Annotated in this window: 23 protein-coding genes; 8 read left to right on the top strand and 15 right to left on the bottom strand. The window is 67.6% G+C overall.

Features of this window, described 5'->3' with window-relative positions:
- Positions 1 to 14: 14 nt before the first annotated feature.
- Genes J7D54_RS00610 through J7D54_RS00595 form a run of 4 tightly spaced genes read right to left on the bottom strand, consistent with a single transcriptional unit; the run spans position 15 to position 4,249 of the window.
- Positions 15 to 1,526 carry a sugar ABC transporter ATP-binding protein gene (locus J7D54_RS00610; RefSeq protein ID WP_182762989.1) on the bottom strand — a complete coding sequence of 504 codons (1,512 nt, stop codon included), beginning with the start codon at positions 1,524 to 1,526 and terminating at the stop codon, positions 15 to 17.
- A 10-nt stretch (positions 1,527 to 1,536) separates the two neighbouring features.
- Positions 1,537 to 2,706 (bottom strand): sugar ABC transporter substrate-binding protein, encoded by a 1,170-nt coding sequence (locus J7D54_RS00605; protein WP_209455167.1) that lies wholly within the window; start codon positions 2,704 to 2,706, stop codon positions 1,537 to 1,539.
- A gap of 21 nt (positions 2,707 to 2,727) precedes the next feature.
- Positions 2,728 to 3,090, bottom strand: a complete 363-nt coding sequence (locus tag J7D54_RS00600; protein ID WP_182762991.1) for an L-rhamnose mutarotase — start codon at positions 3,088 to 3,090, stop codon at positions 2,728 to 2,730.
- A 10-nt stretch (positions 3,091 to 3,100) separates the two neighbouring features.
- On the bottom strand, positions 3,101 to 4,249 hold the full coding sequence (locus J7D54_RS00595; RefSeq protein ID WP_209455166.1) for a mandelate racemase/muconate lactonizing enzyme family protein: 1,149 nt from the start codon (positions 4,247 to 4,249) through the stop codon (positions 3,101 to 3,103).
- A 179-nt stretch (positions 4,250 to 4,428) separates the two neighbouring features.
- Between J7D54_RS00595 and J7D54_RS00590 the strand changes: the two genes are divergently transcribed.
- The 4 genes from J7D54_RS00590 to galE all read left to right on the top strand — a co-directional run bounded on the left by J7D54_RS00590 (position 4,429) and on the right by galE (position 8,690).
- Positions 4,429 to 4,890, top strand: coding sequence for a MarR family winged helix-turn-helix transcriptional regulator (locus J7D54_RS00590; protein WP_209455165.1), 462 nt, complete (start codon positions 4,429 to 4,431; stop codon positions 4,888 to 4,890).
- Complete coding sequence (locus J7D54_RS00585) at positions 4,883 to 6,181, top strand: MFS transporter (protein ID WP_182762993.1); 1,299 nt, start codon at positions 4,883 to 4,885, stop codon at positions 6,179 to 6,181. Before J7D54_RS00590 ends, J7D54_RS00585 begins: the two co-directional genes overlap by 8 nt.
- Positions 6,182 to 6,196: 15 nt before the next feature.
- A complete protein-coding gene (locus tag J7D54_RS00580) occupies positions 6,197 to 7,576 on the top strand; it encodes an L-serine ammonia-lyase (RefSeq protein ID WP_182762994.1) in 1,380 nt (459 codons plus the stop codon).
- Between the two features lie 97 nt (positions 7,577 to 7,673).
- Entirely contained in the window at positions 7,674 to 8,690 is a 1,017-nt protein-coding gene (gene galE / locus J7D54_RS00575; RefSeq protein WP_182762995.1) for a UDP-glucose 4-epimerase GalE, read from the top strand.
- A gap of 69 nt (positions 8,691 to 8,759) precedes the next feature.
- Here galE and J7D54_RS00570 read toward each other — a convergent pair whose 3' ends face one another.
- On the bottom strand, positions 8,760 to 9,629 hold the full coding sequence (locus tag J7D54_RS00570; RefSeq protein WP_182762996.1) for a hypothetical protein: 870 nt from the start codon (positions 9,627 to 9,629) through the stop codon (positions 8,760 to 8,762).
- A 125-nt stretch (positions 9,630 to 9,754) separates the two neighbouring features.
- Here J7D54_RS00570 and J7D54_RS00565 point away from each other — a divergent pair, with 125 nt between their 5' ends.
- Entirely contained in the window at positions 9,755 to 10,765 is a 1,011-nt protein-coding gene (locus J7D54_RS00565; protein ID WP_182762997.1) for a LacI family DNA-binding transcriptional regulator, read from the top strand.
- Here the strand turns inward: J7D54_RS00565 and J7D54_RS00560 are convergent.
- Positions 10,737 to 10,961 carry a hypothetical protein gene (locus tag J7D54_RS00560; RefSeq protein WP_182762998.1) on the bottom strand — a complete coding sequence of 75 codons (225 nt, stop codon included), beginning with the start codon at positions 10,959 to 10,961 and terminating at the stop codon, positions 10,737 to 10,739. The two genes, J7D54_RS00565 and J7D54_RS00560, sit on opposite strands and share 29 nt — an antisense overlap.
- A 65-nt stretch (positions 10,962 to 11,026) precedes the next feature.
- Between J7D54_RS00560 and J7D54_RS00555 the strand changes: the two genes are divergently transcribed.
- On the top strand, positions 11,027 to 12,073 hold the full coding sequence (locus J7D54_RS00555; RefSeq protein ID WP_182762999.1) for an adenosine deaminase: 1,047 nt from the start codon (positions 11,027 to 11,029) through the stop codon (positions 12,071 to 12,073).
- Positions 12,074 to 12,137: 64 nt separating this feature from the next.
- On the opposite strand, the gene rplI is transcribed toward J7D54_RS00555, so the two are convergent.
- From rplI to J7D54_RS00510, 9 genes are all read right to left on the bottom strand, one after another.
- Positions 12,138 to 12,584: a 50S ribosomal protein L9 gene (rplI, locus tag J7D54_RS00550; protein ID WP_182763355.1), complete on the bottom strand. Its 447-nt coding sequence runs from the start codon at positions 12,582 to 12,584 to the stop codon at positions 12,138 to 12,140.
- A 23-nt stretch (positions 12,585 to 12,607) separates the two neighbouring features.
- Positions 12,608 to 12,847 carry a 30S ribosomal protein S18 gene (gene rpsR, locus J7D54_RS00545; RefSeq protein ID WP_076063420.1) on the bottom strand — a complete coding sequence of 80 codons (240 nt, stop codon included), beginning with the start codon at positions 12,845 to 12,847 and terminating at the stop codon, positions 12,608 to 12,610.
- An 83-nt stretch (positions 12,848 to 12,930) separates the two neighbouring features.
- On the bottom strand, positions 12,931 to 13,470 hold the full coding sequence (locus tag J7D54_RS00540; RefSeq protein ID WP_076063422.1) for a single-stranded DNA-binding protein: 540 nt from the start codon (positions 13,468 to 13,470) through the stop codon (positions 12,931 to 12,933).
- Positions 13,471 to 13,613: 143 nt separating this feature from the next.
- Complete coding sequence (rpsF, locus tag J7D54_RS00535; protein ID WP_076063424.1) at positions 13,614 to 13,901, bottom strand: 30S ribosomal protein S6; 288 nt, start codon at positions 13,899 to 13,901, stop codon at positions 13,614 to 13,616.
- 144 nt (positions 13,902 to 14,045) lie between these two features.
- Positions 14,046 to 14,792 (bottom strand): SGNH/GDSL hydrolase family protein, encoded by a 747-nt coding sequence (locus J7D54_RS00530; RefSeq protein ID WP_182763000.1) that lies wholly within the window; start codon positions 14,790 to 14,792, stop codon positions 14,046 to 14,048.
- Positions 14,789 to 15,169: a rhodanese-like domain-containing protein gene (locus J7D54_RS00525; RefSeq protein ID WP_076063429.1), complete on the bottom strand. Its 381-nt coding sequence runs from the start codon at positions 15,167 to 15,169 to the stop codon at positions 14,789 to 14,791. Before J7D54_RS00525 ends, J7D54_RS00530 begins: the two co-directional genes overlap by 4 nt.
- Positions 15,170 to 15,198: 29 nt before the next feature.
- On the bottom strand, positions 15,199 to 15,522 hold the full coding sequence (locus J7D54_RS00520; protein ID WP_182763001.1) for a hypothetical protein: 324 nt from the start codon (positions 15,520 to 15,522) through the stop codon (positions 15,199 to 15,201).
- 267 nt (positions 15,523 to 15,789) lie between these two features.
- Positions 15,790 to 16,206, bottom strand: a complete 417-nt coding sequence (locus tag J7D54_RS00515; protein WP_182763002.1) for a hypothetical protein — start codon at positions 16,204 to 16,206, stop codon at positions 15,790 to 15,792.
- A gap of 33 nt (positions 16,207 to 16,239) precedes the next feature.
- On the bottom strand, positions 16,240 to 16,962 hold the full coding sequence (locus tag J7D54_RS00510; protein WP_182763003.1) for an SDR family oxidoreductase: 723 nt from the start codon (positions 16,960 to 16,962) through the stop codon (positions 16,240 to 16,242).
- Positions 16,963 to 17,027: 65 nt separating this feature from the next.
- Here J7D54_RS00510 and J7D54_RS00505 point away from each other — a divergent pair, with 65 nt between their 5' ends.
- On the top strand, positions 17,028 to 18,728 hold the full coding sequence (locus J7D54_RS00505; protein ID WP_182763004.1) for a fumarate hydratase: 1,701 nt from the start codon (positions 17,028 to 17,030) through the stop codon (positions 18,726 to 18,728).
- Positions 18,729 to 18,836: 108 nt separating this feature from the next.
- Positions 18,837 to 19,232: a hypothetical protein gene (locus J7D54_RS14360; protein WP_182763005.1), complete on the top strand. Its 396-nt coding sequence runs from the start codon at positions 18,837 to 18,839 to the stop codon at positions 19,230 to 19,232.
- Positions 19,233 to 19,234 lie beyond the last annotated feature (2 nt).

Genomic DNA, 19,234 nt, shown 5'->3' with positions numbered 1-19,234 from the left:
CTCCCTGTTCATCTTCAGCCTCCAGCCGCATCAGTCAGCGCGGCAAGGGTGACCTCGTCATGGCTCAGTTCACGAACGACCTCGCCGCGTGCCATCACAACGGCCCGGTCCGCGAGGTGGACCACCTCCTCCGAATCCGAGGTGGCGACCAGGATCCCGATTCCATCCGCGGCGAGATCCCGCAGTGCCTGGTAGATGTCCTGACGGGCACCCACGTCCACCCCTCGGGTCGGCTCGACCAGGAGCATCAGCGATGAGTCCGCGTGCAGCCAGCGCGCCAGGAGCACCTTCTGCTGGTTGCCACCGGAGAGCCTGAAGATGGGGCGGTTGGCCCCTTGCGGGCTCACCTTGATGTTCAGCTCATCCCGCCAGCGCTCGAAGGCCTCATTCTCAGCCCCGGCGTCGGCCCACAGCGAGGCCCGGGCGTCGCGCGACCAGCTGGCCGCACCGAGATTGCGGGCGCTGGTGAGTATTCCGAAGGCGCCCTCGGATTTCCGGTCGGCCGGTAGGTAACCGACGTTGGCCCTCACCGAGTGCCGCGGCGATTTCGGCCGGTAGCCGCCGTTGAGCACGATGCTGCCCGACGACACCGGAAGGGTTCCGAAGGCCGCCTCACACACCTCGGCGATGCCGGAGCCCACCTTTCCGTAGAGCGCGACCACCTCACCGGCCCGGACCTCGAGGTCCACATCCGTGAAGGCCCCCGGCGAGGTGGCCCCGTCGAAGGACGCCACCACCTCACCGAGTGCTCCGGCGGGCGCGGGCCTGCCCGCGTCGGCCAGCCGTGCCCCGACCATGGCCTCCACCAGGTCAGCGCGGGGGCTGTCCGCCACCGAGCCCCGGTACTTGACGTGTCCGTCGCGCAGGACGACGACATCGTCGGCGACCTCCTTGAGTTCGTCCAAGCGGTGGGTGATGTAGATCATCGCGGTGCCGCGTTCGCGGAGGCGACGGATGTACCGGAAGAGGGTCGCGGTCTCTTCGCCGGAGAGCGCCGCCGTCGGTTCGTCAAGCACGAGGATCTTGGCCTGATCGACGAGGGCACGGGCGATCTCGATCACCTGGCGTTGGCCCACCCGTAGCGTGGAGACGGGCCGGTCGATGTCGAGATCCACCTCAAGTTCCTCCAGCACAGCCCGGGCACGACTGCGGACCTGACGCCAATCGACGAAACCCATCCGATTGGGCAGTTTGCCCAGTGAGATGTTCTCAGCCACAGTCAGCGACGGGGCGTCGTTGAGTTCCTGGTAGATCATCCCGATGCCGAGTTCAGAAGCGGACTGCGGCGTCATCTGGCTGTGCACAACGCCGTCGACGATGATGGTGCCGTCGTCGGCCTGGTAGTCACCGCTCACGATCTTGACCAGCGTGGACTTGCCGGCCCCGTTCTCCCCCAACAGCGCCACCACTGTGCCCGGGTGGATGTCGAGGTCTATCCCGTGGAGCACCTCGACACCACCGAACGACTTCCTGACTCCACGCAGGGACAGCACCGGGACGCCTGTCGGGGGGAGAACGTCGACCATCAGATGCCTCTCAGCAGCCGCTCACGTCGTAGAACTCGGACACGTTGTCCTTGTTCACGAAGATGTGGTTGACGAGGAGGTTCTCCGGAACTTCCTCACCATTGATCAGGTCGATCAGGTAAGGCACGCCGATTTCTCCGTAGCGCTCGGGGAAGAACGCGGCGTCGCCGGCCCAGTTCGGGTTGTTCGCGATCTCACAGTGCGCCGTGGGGTCAGCCCCCATGCCTGCCATGTAGAGGTGCTCTCCGCGTCCCGCGGTGCGCGCCGCAGCATAGGCACCCAGGACGGAGTCGTCGTTGATGCCCACGACGATGATGCGCTCCATACCCGGCAGCGCAGTGAGCGTGTCGCCGAATTTTGTCAGGGCGATGTCCTGACGACCGGCGTCGAGCACGCGCTCGTTCTTCAACTCACCCTCGCAAACGGACTGGAAGCCTTCACGGATGCCATCCATGCGCAGAGTATTGACCTCACCCACGCCGAGATCCTCAAGAGACACGTACGCGTCGTACTCACAGTCGAACTGCTCTTTCATGAAGTTGCCGAGTCCCTCACCCGCGACGAATCCCGCGCGGCTGTTGTTGGCACCCATGAAGGCGTCCTGACAGTCGCCCTGGGCGATGTCGATGGCGATCACGGGTACATCAGGGCCTGCGTCGCAGATCGACTGCGCCGCATCGGAGACCGGCTGGAAGTTGAGGTAGCCCTCCACTCCCTGGGTCGCGAAGTTCTTCGCACAGTCGAGGGCGGTGGCGGCGTCGAGCTTCGAATCACAGAACACCAGTTCGGCGCCTGCCTTCTCGGCCTGCTCCTTGATCGAGTCCGAGACCAACTTGCTGAACGGGATCGTGTCGTTCAGGGCGATGAGGCCGATCTTCATGCCTTCTCCGCTGCCGGGCTCGGCTTCGCGGAACTCGACGAACTCGGCTTCCCCGGAGGGCGACTCGCTCTCGCTCGGCGAGGCTTCGTCGGTGGTCTCCCCCTCTGCGGGGGAGCTCTCTTCTCCCGGGGAGGCAGGGGTGGTCTCCTCCGCGGGCGCGACGGGAGAGGTCTCCTCAGCGGCGGTCTCCACCGGAGGTGTGGTGTTGTCGGTGGTCTCCCCGCCACAGGCGGCGAGGGTGGCGAGGGCGAGGGCAGCGGCGGCGCTGACCAGAGCCTTATTCAACGGTCGGATGAACACTTTGGTTTCCTCCTGTCGGGGTCACCGGCCCGGGCGGGACGGATCGTTGGAGTCGCTGGCTGCCGCAAGCGACTCATCCATGTGCCAGACTTCATCGGCCCTCGTCAGACCTGCGTCGTCTGGGAGCGCTTCGAGCACATCTGTGAACCACGCACCCCATTCGGCGTTCGTGGCAGAGCGGCCGATCGCCGCCAACGCATCCTCGGCGTCGGGGTGGCATTCGGCGTAGGCGTAAACCTCGAGATCGCGCCGGAACAACGAGTAGTTGCGGAAGCCGGCGTCGTGCAGATCGCGCAGTAGAGCGGGCCAGACCGCGTCATGTCTGCGCTCATACTCGCGCTCCATGCCGGGCTTGATCCTCATGATGAAAAGGAGTCGCTCCATGTCCCCTCCTTCAGTGTTTGTCCAGTCGGTACTTGTCGATGTAGTCCCAGTCGAGCTGCCAGCCCAGCCCAGGGTCATCACTCAGGATCAGATGGCCGTTCTCGAGAGGCGGCCGGTTGGTGATGAGGTGCCACCAGAAGGGGTCGCGGTCCGGGTGGAAACACTCCGCATACGTGCCGTGCGGCTGACTGGCAATGAGGTGGGTGGAGACCTGAGGTTCCTCGTGGTGGCCCATCTGGACGTCGTAGGACAGTGCGATTGCTGCGGTCCGACGCCACTGGGTCGGTCCCCCGGACCAACTGGCATCGAAGTTGCACACATCGATCGATCCCGTCTGCATCAGGTCGCGGCATCCCGACGGCGACATCTCGCTCTGGCCAGCACAGATCGGGATGGTCGTGCGGTAGCGAACATCCCGGAGGCTGCGCAGATCGTTGTGCCACTGCACCGGCTCCTCGAACCAGCGGATGCCGAGGTCAGCAACCCGGGTGGTGAACTCCACCGCCTGGGGAACCGTGTACCCGTTGTTGGCATCAACTGTGAGGACGAAGTCGTCGCCGGCCGCCGCCCTGGCCGCCTCGACCCGTCGCGCATCCTCCTCGGGGGACGCGCCGCCGACCTTGAACTTCATGCCTGCCAGACCGGCGTCCTTGTAGTACCGGATCTCCTCGGGGATCGTCCCGAGCGGCTCACCGTAGTAGCCACCAATGGCCACCAGCGGTACTTCGTTCCGGAATCCGCCCCAGAGCCGCCACAGGGGCTGACCCAGAGCCTTGCCCACCGCGTCCCAGATAGCGGCGTCGACTGCGCCGATGGCCACGAGCCCCAGACGACGATCACGGAGGATGTCGAAGGTCACCGGATACATGAGGTCCCAGCACTTCTCTGTCCGCAGCGCGTCCTGTCCGACGAGAGCAGGAGCGATCTCGTTGTGGACGATCGCCTCGATGTCGAGGAGCGTCTTGTCCTCGTCTCCGGCGTAGGCCTCCCCCACGATCCCGCCGTCGGTGATCACCTGCACGATCAGCGTCGCCCTGTGCGTCATGTGGTAGTGGCTGCCGCGGAACTCCCGGGCAAGCGGAGCGATGATCGGCACCGTCTTGATACGGGCGATCCTCAGATCCGGACCGGACCCTGCGTCATTGCGGGATGAGCTCACAACCACCTCCACTGGAATCGTTCCCAGAATCGTTACCTCCGAAGGTACAGGCCGGAATTCAGCAACGCAATAGGTTCGGCCCAGACGCATCCCACTAGTCGCCGCTCCCGCAACCCAAGGTGGATTTTGATTAGCTGAGGTAATGAGCTAGGGTAACTTCCGGTCCACGAAAGGAATCCGTGACGAATACCGCACCCACTTCGGCCGGCACCGCAACCGTGCCCCTCGATAAGCCCGCCCTCGCCAACGACCTCCGTCTCGCCTGCCAGCGCATCGCGCGCCGTGTCCGGTTCGAGTCCACCAGCGAGCTGCCTCCCCACCTCTTCTCGGTGTTGGCCCGCGTCAATCGCGTCGGCCCCCAGACCCCCACCCAGCTGGCAGAGGACGACCGCGTCAGCACGCCGTCGATGACCCGCACGCTGAACGCCCTCTGCGAGCGCGGCCTCGTGGAGAAGCAGCCGCACCCCCACGACGGGCGCCAGGTGCTCATTCATTCGACGAAGGCCGGTGACGAGGTGGTCCAGGAGACGATCGCGCACCGCGACCTCTGGATGCTCACCCACATCGATTCCCTCGACGACGACAAGCTGGCGCTCTTGAGGAAGGCCGCCGACCTCCTCCTGGAGGTGTCGCATGCCTGAGATCACCACCCGCTGGCGCACATTCGCCTCGTTCGCGGTGCGCAACTACCGCTTCTTCTTCGTCGGCGCCCTGGTCAGCAACCTGGGCACCTGGATCCAGCGCATCGGGCAGGACTGGCTGGTGCTGACCGAGCTGACGGACAACTCCAGCACCGCGCTGGGCATCGTCACGGCGCTGCAGTTCCTCGCCATCCCGCTGCTCGCCCCCTACGCGGGGGCGGTGGTGGACCGCTTCGACAAGCGCAAGGTGCTCGTCATCTCACAGCTCGCGCTCGCCGCCACCGCGCTGGCCCTGTGGGGCCTGGTGGCCACGGGCACGGTGCAGCTCTGGCACGTCTACGTCTTCGCGCTGATCACCGGCGCCATCACCGCGTTCGACAACCCCGCGCGGCAGTCGTTCGTGTCGGAGATGGTGCCGCTCAAACTGCTACCCAACGCAGTGGGGCTCAACTCGACCTCGTTCAACGGGGCGCGGCTCATCGGCCCCGGCCTGGCCGGCGTCCTGGTGGCCGCCGTCGGCGTGGGTCCCACGCTGCTGATCAACGGGCTCAGCTTCTTCGCCTTCATCGCTGCGCTGTTGTTGATGCGCGCAGACGAACTGCACCCCGCGCCCATGGTGAAGGCGCGTGGCGCTGCCATGGACGGCCTGCGGTACCTGGGCGGCCGGCCGGACATCATCGTGTTACTGGTGGTGGTCTTCATGCTGGGCACGTTCGGCATGAACTTCCAGATCTTCAACGCCACCATGGCCACAGAGGTGTTCCGCGCCGGAGCCCGCGAGTTCGGCCTGCTCGGCACGATCATGGCCATCGGCACGCTCGCCGGGGCACTCGGCGCCACGCGGCGGGCGAACCCGTCGCTGCGCACCGTGCTGATGGCCCTGACCGGCTTCGCGGTGAGCACCTTCGCCCTGACGTTCGCGCCCAACTACACCGTCTACGCGCTGCTCCTGATCCCCTCGGGCTTCTTCGCCCTCACTGTGATGACGACGGCGAACGCGGCGGTCCAGTTGTCCACCGCGCCTGAGTACCGCGGGCGCGTCATGGCGGTCTACGTCGCGATCTTCGCCGGCGGCACCCCGCTGGGTGCGCCGCTGATCGGCTGGCTCGGCGAGGTGCTCGGTCCCCGGGCGTCGGTGCTGGTGGCCTCCCTGGCCACGGGCATGGCCGTCATCGGGGTGCTGGCCTGGTTCATGGTGCACGACGGGCTGCGGCTGCACATCGAGCGGGGTCGTCCCCTCCGGATCCGCGCCACCCTGCCGTCCCGCCCCGCCTACGGAGGCGCGCGCTGAGGGTATCGTCGGTACATGGCGATCAGCGCGCTTGACCTGTTCAAAATCGGGGTGGGTCCCTCGTCGTCCCACACGATGGGCCCCATGCGCGCCGGCGCGCTCTTCCGCACCCAACTCCTGGCCAGCCCCGTGGTCGACGACGTGGCCAGGGTCCGCGTCGACCTCTACGGCTCGCTCGCGGCCACGGGGCTGGGGCACGGGACGGACCGCGCCGTCGTCGCCGGGCTGCTCGGATTCCAGCCCCAGCGGGTTGATCCGGACGAGATGAAGGCGGCCGTGGACGCCGTGGTGCACGGCGACGGACTGATGTTCAAGGAGCGCCGGCTGCCGTTCGACTGGTCCACCGATCTGCTGTTCCACCGCGAATCCAAACCCTGGCACCCGAACGCCCTGACGGTCACCACCCTCGGCGACGACGGTGCGGATCTGATGACCAACACGTTCTACTCCATCGGCGGCGGGTTCGTCGTCGACGAGGCGCAGGCCGAGGCCGGTGAGACCGGGGTGGCGGACGTCACCGTCGAGTTCCCGTTCAGCACCTCGGAGGAGCTGCTGGCGTTGTGCTCGCTGCACGACCTGAATGTCGCCGAGCTGGTGGCCCGCAACGAACTGGCCTGGCGTCCGGCGGAGGAGACCGGGGCGGCCCTGCTGGAGATCTGGTCCGCCATGCGCGGCTGCATCGAGCGGGGCGTGCTGCAGGAGGGCTTCCTCCCCGGCGGGTTGCGCGTCCCGCGGCGGGCGCCGGACCTGTACCGCCACCTCATCTCCCGAGACGACGCCCCCAACCTGATCACCCGCACCTTCTCGGCCATGGACTGGGTCAACCTCTACGCGCTGGCGGTCAACGAGGAGAATGCGGCGGGCGGCTGCGTCGTGACCGCGCCGACGAACGGTGCCGCCGGCATCATCCCCGCGGTGCTGCAGTACTACATGAAGTTCCAGGCCGGCGCCCGGGACGAGGACGTGGTGGATTTCCTGCTGGCGGCCACCGCCGTCGGGGTGCTGCTGAAGATGAACGCCTCCATCTCCGGCGCCGAAGTGGGGTGCCAGGGCGAGGTTGGATCCGCCTGCGCGATGGCGGCCGCCGGCCTGGCCCAGGTGATGGGCGGCTCCCCTGCCCAGGTGGAGAACGCGGCGGAAATCGGGCTCGAACACAACCTCGGGCTGACCTGTGACCCCATCGGCGGGCTCGTGCAGGTGCCCTGCATCGAGCGCAACGCCATGGCGTCGGTCAAGGCCATCAACGCGGCGCAGCTGGCACTCAACGGGGACGGGCGGCACCGCGTGACACTCGACCAGGCCATCCGCACCATGCGCGATACCGGGCGCGACATGCTCAGCAAGTACAAGGAGACCTCTGAGGGCGGCCTCGCGGTCGCCTTCATCGAGTGCTGACGAGCACTGAGCGATTCGCTTAAGCGGCGACCCGCACCGCTCAGCGTCAACTGCACAGGTCTAGAGTTGGGGCTGAACCCGAGGAGGAACCCCACCCATGCGCGTGCTCGTCACCGGTGGCGCCGGCTACATCGGCTCCCACACCACACTTGCCCTTCTTCAGGATGGTCACGACGTCCTGGTCGTCGACGACCTGTCCAACAGTTCCGAGGAGTCGCTGCGCCGCGTCGCAGACCTCGCCGGGCGCGAAGCCCAGTTCGTCGAGGCCAATGTTCGCGACGCGGCGGCTCTCGACAAGGCCTTCGCGGACTTCCGGCCGGATTCCGTGATCCACTTCGCCGGCTGGAAGGCCGTGGGCGAATCCACACAGATCCCGCTGACGTACTACCGCGAGAACATCGGCTCCACGATCACGCTGGTGGAGACCATGGCCAAGCACGGCTGCAACCGCATCGTCTTCTCCAGCTCCGCCACCGTCTACGGCGAGGAGTCGGAGCCCCCGTTCACCGAGGACGCGCCCACCGGCGCCACCAACCCGTACGGCCGCACCAAGCACATGCTCGAGCAGATCCTCGAGGACGCCTCGGCCGCCAACCCCGAGCTCTCGGTTGCCATCCTGCGGTACTTCAACCCCATCGGCGCACACGAATCCGGCCGCATCGGCGAAGACCCCAAGGGCATTCCGAACAACCTGCTGCCGTTCGTGGCGCAGGTGGCCGCCGGTCGCCGCGAGAAGCTGATGATCTTCGGCGACGACTACGCCACCCCGGATGGCACCGGTCGCCGGGACTACATCCACGTGGTCGACCTGGCCGCCGGTCACCTCGCCGCGCTGAACTACCTCGGCGACCACACCGGTTACCACGTCTGGAACCTCGGCACCGGCCAGCCGTCCTCGGTCCTGGAGATCGTGCACGCGTTCGAGGCCGCAGCCGGCCAGGAGATCCCGTACGAGATCGTGGCCCGCCGCCCGGGCGATGTCGCCGAGAGCTACGCCAACGTCGACAAGGCGCACAACGAACTGGGCTGGCACGCGGAGAAGACCGTGGCCGACGCCTGCGCCGACACCTACCGCTGGCAGCACGACAACCCCAACGGGTTCACTGGCCTCTGACGCAATGCAACTGAACGGGGGCCGGTGTGGATGATCCACACCGGCCCCCGAATCTGTCGACGGTGGCCGTCAGGCGGCGGAAGCTGCGGACTTGGCTCCGCGCCGGGTGTCGATGAGACGCACGAGGACGCCCACGATCAAGGCGATCCCCGCGGAAATGAGCGAGCCCTGCAGCACGATCCAGAACGTCGCCCACGTCTGCTCGAAGCCCCCCATGGTGAGCGCCGCGTCGAGGGCGACGTGACCGGCCACGCCCACGGTGACGATGAGTAGCACCGCGAGCCAGGCGAGGATCCGGCGTGGCGTGTCCCATCCGAGGCGGCCGAGCGCGAGGCCGAGGCCGGCGGCCACCACATAGGGCACGTAGACGATGGCCGCTGAGCCAGTCTGGCCCACCACCGCGGACATCAGCCCCGTGAGCCAGTAGACCGTCGGGAGGTAGAGCAGACCCAATCCGACGGTGAAGGCGATGGGGCCTCGCATGAGCAGCCAGTAGGCCAGCACCGCGTAGCCGGAGTAGGCGGCGACGACGGCCATGGTCATCACCAGCATGGCTGGCGGGCTGGGGCTGAGGGCGTTCCCGGAGAGGTCGACGAAGCTGACCACCACGAGCAGGGCCATGCCCACCGTCGCGACGAACGCCGCCGGGCCGGCCGCAACCGGCCCTCGCTTGGCGCGCCAGATCCTCAGGCCGAGCGCGGTGAAGGCAGCGGCCATGACGACGGCCGAGACCGAGTTGTAGTAGCTGAACAGATTCAGGGCCAGCCGGAACTGCCCGCCCGCAGAGGCGCCACGGAAGGCCTCCCTCACCGCCATGGCAAGGTGCGGCAGGAGCGCCAGCAGCAACGCTGCGGCACCGATGACCAGCGAGCGCCACGGCGCGGTGGCATCGGCGCCGTCCTGCTGGACCGGGTCCTGGTTTCCAGTGGTTGCGCTCACAGGCGAGCCCCCTTCGTCACCCTCACCGTACCGGGGGGGTGGATAATGCGCGTTCCGGCTGCGTGTCTCTTCGTTCCCACCGGCCCGTGCGCATTCCGGGGGGTGAACGATGGAAGGATGAAGGCATGCCCCGCCCGACCATCAAGGACATCTCCCGCATCGCGGGCGTCTCGCCCACCGCGGTCTCGTTTGCGCTGAACAACCGCCCGGGCGTCTCCGAGTCGACGCGGGCCCGCGTGCTGCAGGTCGCCCAGGAGATCGGCTGGCACCGGAGCGTCGCCGCCGCGGCGCTGTCCGCGGGGCGAGCGCAGGCAGTTGGCATGGTGCTGCCACGACCCACTGGTGAGTCCACGGGCGAGCGGTTCCTGATGCACCTCATCGCCGGGATCGAGGAAGTCCTGACCGCGCACGCGTTGGCGTTGGTGCTCCAGTTCATCGTTTCCCCGGGAGAGGAACTCGAAACCTACCGCCGTTGGCACTTCGAGCGCCGTGTCGACGGGGTGATCCTCACAGACCCCGTGGTGGACGACCCCCGGCCCGCCATCCTGGAAGAACTGACGATGCCGGCAGTGTTGATCGGCTCGCTGCCTGGCAACGAACTGCCCAACGTCCGTGTCGACGACGCTGCGGCCATGCGCTTCATCGTGGACCACCTCGCAGTTCAGGGGCACCGGCGCATCACGCACGTCCCGGCTCCCCCGAACCTGATCCACACCCTCAGACGGTCCGCTGCCTTTGCCGAGTCGTGCCGGGAACTGGGCATCGAGACCCCGCGGATCGAGACCAATCCGGGCAGCATCAACGCCGGCCAGGCCATCACACAGCAGTTACTCATGGCCGACAATCCGCCCACGGCCATCATCTATGACAACGAGGGTCTGATGCTGGGCGGCCTTGGCGCGATCACTGCCATGGGTGTGCGGATCCCGGACGACGTGGCCATCGTGTCCTTCGAGGACTCCACGTTGTGCCGGGTGGCCTCCCCACCGATCACTTCGCTGGCCTACGATCCTGCCGGTCTGGGCGCGGAAGCCACCACTCTGCTGCTCGACCTCCTCGGCGGTGAAGAGCCACGGGAGGTAGTAGTTGCCGCGCCGATGATCCAGGTCAGGGGTTCGACCCAGACCCGGTCATAAGCTGCCCGTCCCGGGGGCGGTCAGTGGCGTGTCTATTGGTCTGCTGGCCGGCGACCTCGGTCCGCTCGTTGAGTTCGATCCACGTGGTGTCGCACCCCGGGCAGCGGTAGACCGGCGCGCCTTCAACCAGCTCGTCGGTCTTGATCGTGCCGCAGGCGTCCTGGCACGGCCATGTGGTGAGGAATCGGGCGCTCATGAGCGTCAAGGCTACAGGCGGAGATGCGTCTTTGCCCCACGAGATTGATTCACTACCATCGGCACATGTTGCAGGAGCCGAAACCGACGCGGGATCTGGCCGCGCTGCCCAAGGCACATCTGCATCTCCACTTCACCGGGTCCCTGAGTGTGCCCGCCCTCCGGCAGTTGGCGGAGGCCCGCGACATGGACCTGCCTCCCACCCTCATCGACGGCGTAGCCCTGGACGTGCCCTACGACAGGCGGGGCTGGAACCGCTTCCAACACCTCTACGACGTGGCCCGCGCCGCCGTCCGGGGCGAGGAGGCGCTCCGCGCGGTGGTCCGCAACGCCGCAGCTGAGGACGCCGCCGAGGGCTCGCGCCGGCTGGAGTTGCAGGTGGACCCCACGTCGTACGCCTCCTCCGTCGGAGGGCTGCAGGAGGCGCTGGAGATCGTGTGCGACGAGGCTCGGCTCGCCTCCGCCAGCTCCGGCGTGCAGATCGGGGTGGTGGTGGCCGCCTCCCGCATCCGGCACCCGCTGGACGCCCGCACCCTCGCGCGGATCGCCGCGCGGCACGCCGGCCAGGGCGCCGGGGAGGTGTGCGCGTTCGGGCTCAACAACAACGAGCGCGAGGGCCGTACCCACGAGTGGGAGGGCGCGTTCCGGATCGCCCGGCGCGCCGGCCTACCGGGGGTGCCGCACGGCGGCGAGCTGCGCGGAGCAGACCACCTTGAGGAGGTCGTCGAGCACCTGCAGCCCGCCCGCATCGGGCACGGTGTCCGCGCCGTCGAGAACCCCGATCTGCTGAGCCGGATGGTCGACCGGGGCATCACCTTCGAAGTGTGTCCGGCGTCGAACGTGCAGCTGGGCGTCTACCGCGAGCCGGACGAGGTGCCCCTCCGCACACTCCTCGACGCCGGGGCCGATATCGCTCTCGGTGCCGACGACCCGCTGCTGTTCCTGTCCAGGCTCACGGACCAGTACGTCACAGCGCGCGAGGTCCACGGACTCGACGACGCGGCCCTGGCCAGGCTGGCGCGCTCGTCGGTCAACGCCAGCTTCGCCCCGGCCGACGACAAGCGCCGCTGGCTGGCGGAGATCGACGACTGGCTCCAGTCACCCGTCGATTGACTCCCCCGAGAAATGACAAGAGCCCCGGCCGAAGCCGGGGCTCTTGCAGGTTGCGATCAGACGATCACTGGGCGACGACCTCGAACGGGACGTACGCGGTGACGGCCTGGTGCAGCTTGATGGCTGCGGTGTGGCTGCCGACAGACTTCACCGGCTTCGGGAACGAAGCGGTGCGCTTGTCGACCGTGGGGCCACCGGCCTTCTTGACTGCCTGAACCAGGTCAGCAGCGGTGACGGAGCCGAACAGGTGGCCCGCCTCCGAAGCGCGGGCAGCGACGGTGACCTTGAGGCCCTCGAGCTGCGTGCGCAGTTGCTGAGCGTGCTCGACGCCGCGCACCTCACGGGCGTCGCGCGCCCGCTTGATGCCGTCGATCTGCTTCTCGGTTCCGCGGGTCCAGCGGATGGCCCTGCCCTGGGGCAGGAGGAAGTTACGGCCGTAGCCGTCCTTGACCTCGACGACGTCGCCGGCGATGCCGAGCTTGTCAACGGTGCTGGTCAGAATGAGCTTCATCATGGTGTCTTCATCCCTTCCGATCAGCGGGCGGTCGACGCGTACGGCAGCAGAGCGACTTCGCGCGCGTTCTTCACGGCGATGGCGATCTTGCGCTGGTCCTGGACCGAAAGGCCAGTGACGCGACGGGCACGGATCTTGCCACGCTCAGAGATGAACTTCTTGAGCGTGTTGATGTCCTTGTAGTCGATGTTGGCGACGCGGGTCGTCTTCACCGGCATGATCTTCTTCTTGTTCACAGACTTGCGCTGTGGACCGGCCATTGTGGTGCTCTCCTTCTATTACTGAAAGCCCGTCTTGCGACGGAATGTGCCAGCTAGCCCATGGGAGCTAGATAAGCGATGGATCAGAACGGGGGCTCTTCCGGCTGCGACTGCGCCCACGGGTCATTCCCGCCGCGGTTGCCGCCTCCGGCGTTGCCGGAGCTGGCCCACGGATCGCCCTGCGGGCTACCCTGACCACCACCGGTGTTGCCACCACCCTGGTTACCCTGCCACTGGCCACCACCGCCGCCGCCACCACTGCCGGAGCGGGTGACGGTTGCGGTTGAGAAGCGGAGGGTGGGTCCGACCTCGTCGACATCGATCTCGAAGACGGTGCGCTTGACTCCCTCACGGTCGTCATACGTACGCGACTTCAGACGGCCCTGAATGATGACCTGCATACCCTTGCGAAGGGTTTCGGCCACATTCTCGGCGTACTGGCGCCACACGGAGCAGCTGAGGAACAACGCCTCGCCGTCCCGCCACTCGTTGGACTGACGGTCGAGCACACGGGGTGTCGACGCAATCCTGAAGTTGGCCACCGCTGCGCCGTTGGGCGTGAAGCGGAGCTCGGGATCTGCGGTGAGGTTTCCGATCACCGTGATCTGGGTTTCGCCTGCCATGTTTCTGATGCCTCCGATAAGTTCGGACTTGGTGACGACACAGCCTGGGCCTTGTCGTCGAGGTCTGAGTGAAAATCTATCTGTCTACCACTTTGGCCGGTGGCGCCGACAATTTTCCACTCAGTTTTTTTGCTGTGGAAAACTCAGTCCTCGCGGCGCAGCACCTTGGTGCGCACAACCCGCTCGTCGATGGTCATCAGGCGATCCATCTCAGCAACGGTCGCCGGATCCGCAGTCACCTGCAGGACGGCGTAAATAGCCTCGGACTTCTTGTTGATGTCGTATGCGAGCCGACGACGTCCCCAGATGTCCTGGTTGTCGACGGTGCCACCACCCTTGGTGATGACTTCGAGATGCTTCTCGACCAGCGCGGGGACCTGACGCTCGTCGACATCTGAGTCGATGAGCACCATAACCTCGTACTTGCGCATGCTTCAGCCCCACCTCCTTCGGACTAACGGCCGCGAGTCTGTCCCGCGGCAGGAGGGCAAAACTGACCTGGGGTCAGCCAAGGAGCCAGACTACCGGCTGCGGGCTACCGATCCCAAACCGCCCGACGCGGCGGGAACGGCCGCTCAATCCGTCGGCAGCAGCCTCTCGACGACCCCGCTGGCCTCGATGGCGGCCCAGTAGGCGTCGGCCCACCCCTCGTAGCCGAGGTCGTTGGGGTGGAACCAGTCCCCCGCGGTGTAGCGGTGGTAGCGCCAGGTGCCCGCCTCGCGGGTGGCGCGGTGCAGCGGCACCAGGTGGTGCTGGTGGCGCTCGATGAGGATCGACGCGACGGCGGCCATCTTCTGCGACTGGCGGCCCAGCACCGGCACCATGAACCACGGCACGTCAGCGACGAAGGAACCTTCCGGCAGTGCCGCGAGGACCACGTCCATGTTCGCCTCGAAGGACGCGGGCGAATGGCCGGGGAACACGACGTCGTTGCCGCCGATGTCGAGAGTCACCAGATCCGGCGTGAAGGGGAGGTCGCGGAACTGCGGCAGCTGGTCGCGCACGACGTCGGCGCTGGTCGCGCCGCTCACCGACAGGTTGGTGATCAACACCTCGCGGCCGGTCACCTCGGCGAGCTTGCGCCCGATCCGCGGCACATAGCCGTGGTCCACATGGGATGCCCCCACGCCCTGGGCCGCGGAGTCGCCGAGCGCCACGTAGTGCAGGGCGTCCTCGCCGCCGTCGCGGGACTCCCCCCAGTGGATGCGGTAGTCGTTGACGTGGCGGACGATCTCGCGCCGGCCCATCAGGTACGACGCCGCGCCGGCGGACACGAGGGTGCCCGCGGCCGCGCCGGCCAGGAGCCCCAGCAGCCGCTTCATCGCCGGCCCCGGTACGGACCGGGCAGCACGGGGTTGCCGTCCTTCGCCCAGGCGCGCAACCCACCGCTCACGGATTCGGCCAGGAGACCCTTTTCGCGGAGCAGTGCGGCCATGAAGGAGGAACGCAGGCCCGTGTCGCACATGACGATGATGGCCGCGTCGCGCTCCGCGAGCGGGTCGTCGCCGTGGATGGCGTCCACCGGGTTGTCGTGGAGGGCCCCGGTGTCCACCGGGCGGGCGCCGGGCGCGTGACCCGCCTCGTATTCGACCTTGGTGCGCACGTCGATGAGTACGGCGCCCCTGCTCAGCGCCAGCAGCGTCTCATCGATGCTCAGCCCGTCGTCGGAGCGCTTCCCCAGGAAATCCAGCAAACCCATGCGTCCATTGTCCCTCACGCCGGGCTGCGTCAGACCACGCCGAAAAGGCCCAGCCCGATGGCGCCGAAGACGAAGCTCAGGCCCAGCGCGAGCAGGACGTAGCCGAGCCAGGTGCGGCGGGCCCAACGCACCGTCAGGAACGGCAGCACCACGGCTGCGGCGAGGGAGATGATCCCGAAGACGCGGTGCCAGAGCGGCGCCTCTTCCACGGCGAAGTCCACGCCGGCGCCGCCCGTGTCAGGGATCAGCAGCGTCAGCAGCCCGGCGAGCGCCCCCGGCAGCACCAGCAGCAGGGACAGGAGCCCGAGCGCCAGCGCGCCGGGCCAGGTGCCCCACCAGATCCGCTTCGTCACGCCGTCGAGCTTACGGGCTGGCCGGACCCTCGCCCACCCAAGCGTTGTTGAGTTGTGCAGCGGACAAGCTGCACAACTTCACTCTGCCCAGCGAGTGAGACGACGCCCACCCAAGCGTTGTTGAGTTGTGCAGCGGACTTGGTGCACAACTTCACTCTGCCCAGCGAGTGAGACGACGCCCACCCAAGCGTTGTTGAGTTGTGCAGCGGACAAGCTGCACAACTTCACTCTGCCCAGCGAGGTGGCGGGGCGACGACGACGGGGCGGTCAGTCTTGCGGGATGTGGCCGTTCAGGACCCAGGCGAGGAACTCCTTGAGGTCACCCGTCTCACCGTCGCGGCCGCCGCGGCCGATCACCAGCGGAGCCAGTTGCGGCTGCAGCTTCACGCCCGTGAACCGCGACATCAACCCGCCGGGAACCGTGAGCGAGTAGTAGTTGCCCTCGGTGTCGATGGCGACGGAGTGGTTGGTGCGCAGGTACCAGCCTGTCTTGTCCGTCTTGACGGTGTGCCCGTCCAGCGTGACGGCCTTCAGCGGGCGGGGCGCCAGACCCTGCTCGCGGGCAGCGACGAGGAACTCGTCGATGAGCACCTTTGCGCGCGCGGCCTCATTGCGGGCGTGGCTCGCGTTCAGTTCCGCGCGGATGCGCGCTGCCTTCTGGCGCTCTGTCAGGTGCTCGTCCATCCCCTCAGCCTAGACTCGCCGATCCGCCCCCCGTCAGATGGAGTAGCCACCGTCGACCAGGATCTCCTGGCCGGTGATGTAGGCCGCCTCCTCGGAGGCGAGGAACGCCACCGCCGCCGCGACCTCCTCGGGCTCGCCGAAGCGACGCGCCGGGATCTTGTGCCGGATCTCGTCCGCCGCCTCGGGATCAGTGTGCAGCCGCTTGAGCCGGTCCGTGGCCGTGTACCCGGGCGCCACCGTGTTGCAGGTCACCCCGTCGGCGCCCACCTCGAGCGCCAGGGTGCGCAGATGGTTGGTCACCGCCGCCCGCATGGCGTTGCTGACCGGCAGCGTCAGCGACGGGCGACCCACCGTCAGCGACGTGATCGCGATGACCCTGCCCCAGCCGTGGGCGCGCATGCCCGGCAGCACCGCGTCGACGAGCCGCGCCGTCGACATGAAGGTGGTCTCGAAACCCGCGTGCCACCCCTCGTCGGTGACCTCCGACGGCAGGCCGGGCGGGGGCCCGCCGGCGTTCGCCACCAGGATGTCGACCTCCCCGGCGGCCTCGACCGCGGCGCGCACCCCGTCGATCGTGGAGACGTCCGCCACCACCCAGCGGGCGCCGATCTGGTCAGCAGCCACCCGCAGGTCCTCTTCGGTGCGCGCGGCGATGGTCACCTCGGCACCCATGTGGCGCAACAACTTCGCCGTCGCGAACCCGATGCCCTTGCTGGCGCCGGTGACGAGGGCACGCTTCCCGCTCAGTGACAACATGCCCCCACGCTAACCCACGAAATCGTGCGTGGGAGACTGAATCGATTGCTTTACAAGGAGGTCCGATGCCGGAGTTTCGCTACGCAGACATGCTGCCCACCGGGGGCGACGACACCCCCTACCGTCTCCTCACCCATGAGGGTGTCGAGGTGGTCGAGGGGCCGGAGGGACGCCAGTTCCTGAAGGTCGCTCCGGAAGCACTGACGCTGCTCGCAGAGACGGCGATGCACGACATCGCGCACTACCTGCGGCCGGCCCACCTGCAGCAGCTGCGCACCATCATGGACGACCCGGAGGCCTCCGCCAACGACAAGTTCGTGGCGCTCGACCTGCTCAAGAACGCCAACATCGCCGCCGGCGGCATCCTGCCGATGTGCCAGGACACCGGCACCGCGATCATCATGGGCAAGCGTGGCCAGCAGGTGCTGACCGAGGGCACCGACGAGCGGCCGCTGTCGCTGGGCGTCTACAACGCCTACACCAAGCTGAACCTGCGCTATTCCCAGAACGCGCCCATCACCATGTGGGAGGAGCGCAACACCGGAAGCAACCTGCCGGCGCAGATCGAGCTCTACGCAGACACCGCGCCCGGGCACGAGAACGGCTACAAGTTCCTCTTCATGGCCAAAGGCGGCGGCTCCGCGAACAAGAGCTACCTCTACCAGGAGACCAAGGCCATCCTGAACCCCGACTCGATGATGACGTTCCTCGAGGAGAAGCTGCGCTCGCTCGGCACCGCGGCCTGCCCGCCGTACCATTTGGCGATCGTCGTCGGCGGCACGTCGGCCGAGTTCGCGATGAAGACCGCCAAGTACGCCTCCGCCAAGTACCTCGACACCCTCCCGACGACGGGCTCCATCGAGGCGCACGGCTTCCGCGACGTGGAACTCGAGCAGGAGGTGCTGGAACTCACCCGCAAGATGGGCATCGGCGCCCAGTTCGGCGGCAAGTACTTCTGCCACGATGTGCGGGTCATCCGCCTGCCGCGCCACGGCGCGTCGCTCCCGGTGGCGATCGCGGTGTCGTGCTCCGCGGACCGGCAGTGCCTCGGCAAGATCACGCCTGAGGGCGTGTTCATCGAGCAGCTCGAGACCGAGCCCGCCCGCTTCATGCCGGACCACGTGGACGAGGACCTCGACGCGGAGACCGACGGCGTGACCGGCACGGGGAAGGGCGCCGTCGTGCGCATCGACCTGAACCGGCCCATGACAGACGTGCTGGCCGAGCTGTCCAAGCACCCCGTGAAGACGCGCCTGTCGCTGACCGGCCCGCTGATCGTCGCGCGCGACATCGCCCACGCCAAGATCAAGGAACGCCTCGACGCGGGCGAGGAGATGCCGCAGTACCTGAAGGACCACCCCGTCTACTACGCCGGTCCGGCGAAGACCCCCACCGGCATGGCGTCGGGCTCGTTCGGGCCCACCACCGCCGGCCGGATGGACTCCTACGTCGACCAGTTCCAGGCAGCCGGCGGCTCGATGGTGATGCTCGCCAAGGGCAACCGCTCGCAGGCCGTCACCGATGCATGCGACACGCACGGCGGCTTCTACCTGGGCTCGATCGGCGGCCCCGCCGCCAGGCTGGCACAGGACTGCATCAAGCACGTCGAGGTCGTCGAATACGAGGAGCTCGGCATGGAGGCGATCTGGAAGATCGACGTGCAGGACTTCCCGGCGTTCATCGTGGTGGACGACAAGGGCAACGACTTCTTCGCCGAGGTCAACAAGCCCCTGGTGCTCACCATCCCGAAGCGCGAAGGGCTCTGAGCCGCAGCCGCTGAGGGCCGCAGCCACAACGGCAGATGAGAGTCTTCTCATCTGCCGTTCCGCTCCCCTTCATCCTGGCACCCTTCACTAGAGGCAGGAGGCAAGCGCATGGACAGGAAACGCGGGGTGACGGCCGGGCTGGTGGCCGCTGCCGTCGTGGCCGGGCTGCTCGTGGGCTGGCTGCTGGTCGCGCTCGCCGCGCCCCTCGCGCAACCGCCGGCGGAGCCGGCCATCGTGGTCACCGCCGTACCGTCCCCGGCCAGCACGACGACGACTCCCAGCCCTTCGCCGACGCCCAGCCCCACCGTCGACGCGGCCACCGCGACACCGGAGCTCAGCCCGACGCCCACCACCGCGTCGACGCCCGCGACGACGACTCCCGCGCCCACCCGGACGACCGTGGCTCCGCAGCCCGTCAAGCCCGCGCCCCCGGTCAGGCCGGCACCGGCCCCGTCCACCGATGACGACGACGACGATGACGTGGATGACGATGACGACGACTAGCC

The sequence above is a fragment of the Tessaracoccus sp. MC1865 genome (assembly GCF_017815535.1).
Classification (GTDB): Bacteria; Actinomycetota; Actinomycetes; order Propionibacteriales; family Propionibacteriaceae; genus Arachnia.
The sequence above is the reverse complement of the archived record's forward strand: the minus strand, read 5'-3'. Positions and strand labels throughout refer to the sequence as shown.